3 protein-coding genes are annotated in these 2,530 nt (G+C 62.3%); all 3 read left to right on the top strand.

Features of this window, described 5'->3' with window-relative positions; all coding sequences use genetic code 11:
• A partial coding sequence (locus tag JOY90_RS27835) for an ABC transporter permease (protein ID WP_291694308.1) occupies positions 1-941 on the top strand: 941 nt, incomplete at its 5' end.
• The gene (locus JOY90_RS27830) at positions 941-1,825 is read left to right on the top strand and encodes an ABC transporter permease (RefSeq protein WP_291694307.1); all 885 of its coding nucleotides are present in this window, start codon (positions 941-943) and stop codon (positions 1,823-1,825) included. The genes JOY90_RS27835 and JOY90_RS27830, both read left to right, overlap by 1 nt.
• On the top strand, positions 1,822-2,530 hold a 709-nt coding region (locus JOY90_RS27825; RefSeq protein WP_291694306.1), incomplete at its 3' end, for an ABC transporter ATP-binding protein. The genes JOY90_RS27830 and JOY90_RS27825, both read left to right, overlap by 4 nt.

The raw sequence follows: 2,530 nt of genomic DNA, 5'->3' as shown, positions 1-2,530 counted from the left end.
TTGTCATGACTTACATGCTGCCAGGCAATCCAGCGATGGTGAAGGCTGGGCCGTTTGCCACGCCCGAGCATCTCGCCGAGATGGAAAGGCAGATGGGGCTAGATCGGCCCCTGCCCGAACAATATCTGCGCTACATGTCCGGGCTCTTCCACGGCGACCTCGGCGAAAGCTCGGCGACAGGACGACCGGTGGCGCAAGATTTCCTGCAGCGCCTCCCGGCAACGCTCGAACTGAACTTCGCCGCGCTCATCATTGCAATCCTGGTCGGAATTCCGCTCGGCGTCGTCTCGGCGGTCCACCGCGACAGCTTCATCGACCATGTCGGGCGTATCGTCGGGATCACGGGCGTTGCCATGCCGAGTTTCTGGACCGGGCTGCTGCTGGTCTATGTCTTCTTCTACATGCTGAACATCGCGCCGCCGCCGTTGGGGCGCATCGGCTCGGGTATCACACCGCCCACTGCCATCACTGGAATGTACACAATCGATTCCCTACTCACCGCCAACTGGGTCGCGCTGCGTTCTAGTCTCGGTCAGCTCGTTCTGCCCGCTGCGACCCTTGGGTTCAGCGTCATGGCCCCGGTTGCCCGAATGGTGCGCTCGACCATGCTGGAGATTCTTGAGTCCGATTACATCAAGGCGGCCTGGGCGGCCGGCTTGCCGCGAAATACGGTGATTTATCGCGATGCCCTGCGCAACGCCATGATCCCGATCATCACCATCCTTGGTATCGTGTTCGGATTTCTGATGGCCGGCAATGCGGTAGTCGAGAGCGTCTTTGCATGGCCGGGCATCGGCAACTACGCCGTGACCGCGCTAATGACCAAGGACAGCGCACCGATCCAGTCCTTCGTTCTGTTCGTCGCCGTCATGTATGTACTGGTTAATCTGGTGGTTGACCTCGCCTATGGACTTGCCGATCCCCGGATCCGGCTGCGGTGATGTCGACGCTGCCGCTGTCGTCATCTTCGCCCCTGCGTTCGCGGTCACGCATGACCTGGCGGCGGATTCGCCGCAACCCCGTCTCCTTCGCGGCCCTCTGTGTGATCGCGTTGATTTTTCTAGCCGCCATCTTCGCGCCGCTGATTGCGCCCTACGGCCCGGATGAGCCCGATGCCGCCGTCGCCCTAGGAGCGCCGTCCTGGCACCACTGGCTTGGGACGGACATGTACGGCCGGGACCTCCTGTCGCGCATCATCTTCGCCGCGCGCATCGATCTCTCGGTCGCTTTCGTCGCAACTGCCTGTGCCCTTGCAATTGGTGCGCTCTCCGGCGCGGCAGTCGGCTATCGCGGCGGCTGGGTGGACAATGTCGCCATGCGAGGCGTCGATTCCCTTATGGCATTCCCGGCTTTCGTGCTTGCGATGGGGATCACAGCGGCGCTTGGCAATTCGACCGTGAACGTCGCGATCGCCATAGCCATCACGCAGATCCCATCCTATCTACGCCTGATCAGAGGCGAGATGTTACGAGTGCGCGAGATGGAATACGCCGATGCGGCCCGTACCGTCGGAAACCCGGCTTGGCGCATCGTGATGATCCATCTGCTGCCGAACTGTCTGCCGCCTTTGATCGTGCAGGCGACGCTCGCCATGGGCTTTGCGCTCTTGACCATGGCCTCGTTGTCCTTCATCGGGCTCGGCATCCAGCCGCCGCAGAGCGAATGGGGCGTGATGACGGCTGAAGGTGCCCAGCAGATCGTCACAGGTGAGTGGTGGCTGTTCCTGTTTCCAGGGCTTGCGATTATGGTCACCGTGCTGTCCTTCAACCTTATCGGCGACGGGCTTCGCGATTTGCTCGATCCGCGCATGCGGGGGATACGATGACACCCCTGCTCACCATTTCCGATCTTAGCGTGGCATTCGACAGCGATGCTGGGACCATCAAGGCCGTCGATCACATCAACCTGGAGATCCGTCGCGGCGAGGTGATGGGACTGGTTGGGGAGTCGGGATCCGGCAAGTCCGTGACGACCCTCGCGATCCTGCGGCTGATCCGTCGGCCTGGCCGGATTACATCCGGTACCATTCAGTTCGATGGCCTTGATCTGGCAACGCTCACCGAAGATCAGATGCGCCGTGTGCGCGGCGCCCGCATCGCGATGGTTTCCCAGACGCCGCGTACCGCCCTCAATCCGGTCATTCCGGTTGGGCGGCAGATTGCCCGGTTGTTCATGCTCCATGGCGGTCTGTCGAGGAAGGACGCCGACACGCGCACCCTCGAAATGCTCTCGATGGTGCGCATCCCTGATCCCGCTCGTCGCGCGCAGCAATATGCCCACCAGCTCTCGGGCGGCATGTGCCAGCGGGTGATGATCGCAATGGCTCTCGCCACTTCGCCGCAGCTCCTCCTCGCCGATGAACCAACAACAGGGCTCGATGCCTCGATCGCCGTGCGCATCCTCGACCTGCTGCGTGAGATGGGAGAGAAGACAGGCGCTGCGATCCTGTTCATCACGCACGATCTCGGCGTCGTGGCCGAGGTGTGCGACCGCGTCGCCGTCATGCACGCCGGTCAGGTTGTAGAAACCG

Origin of the sequence: Bradyrhizobium sp. (assembly GCF_019242285.1) — a bacterium.
Lineage (GTDB): Bacteria > Pseudomonadota > Alphaproteobacteria > Rhizobiales > Xanthobacteraceae > Bradyrhizobium.
Note: the sequence above shows the minus strand (reverse complement) of the source record. Positions and strands in the feature narration are given on the sequence as shown.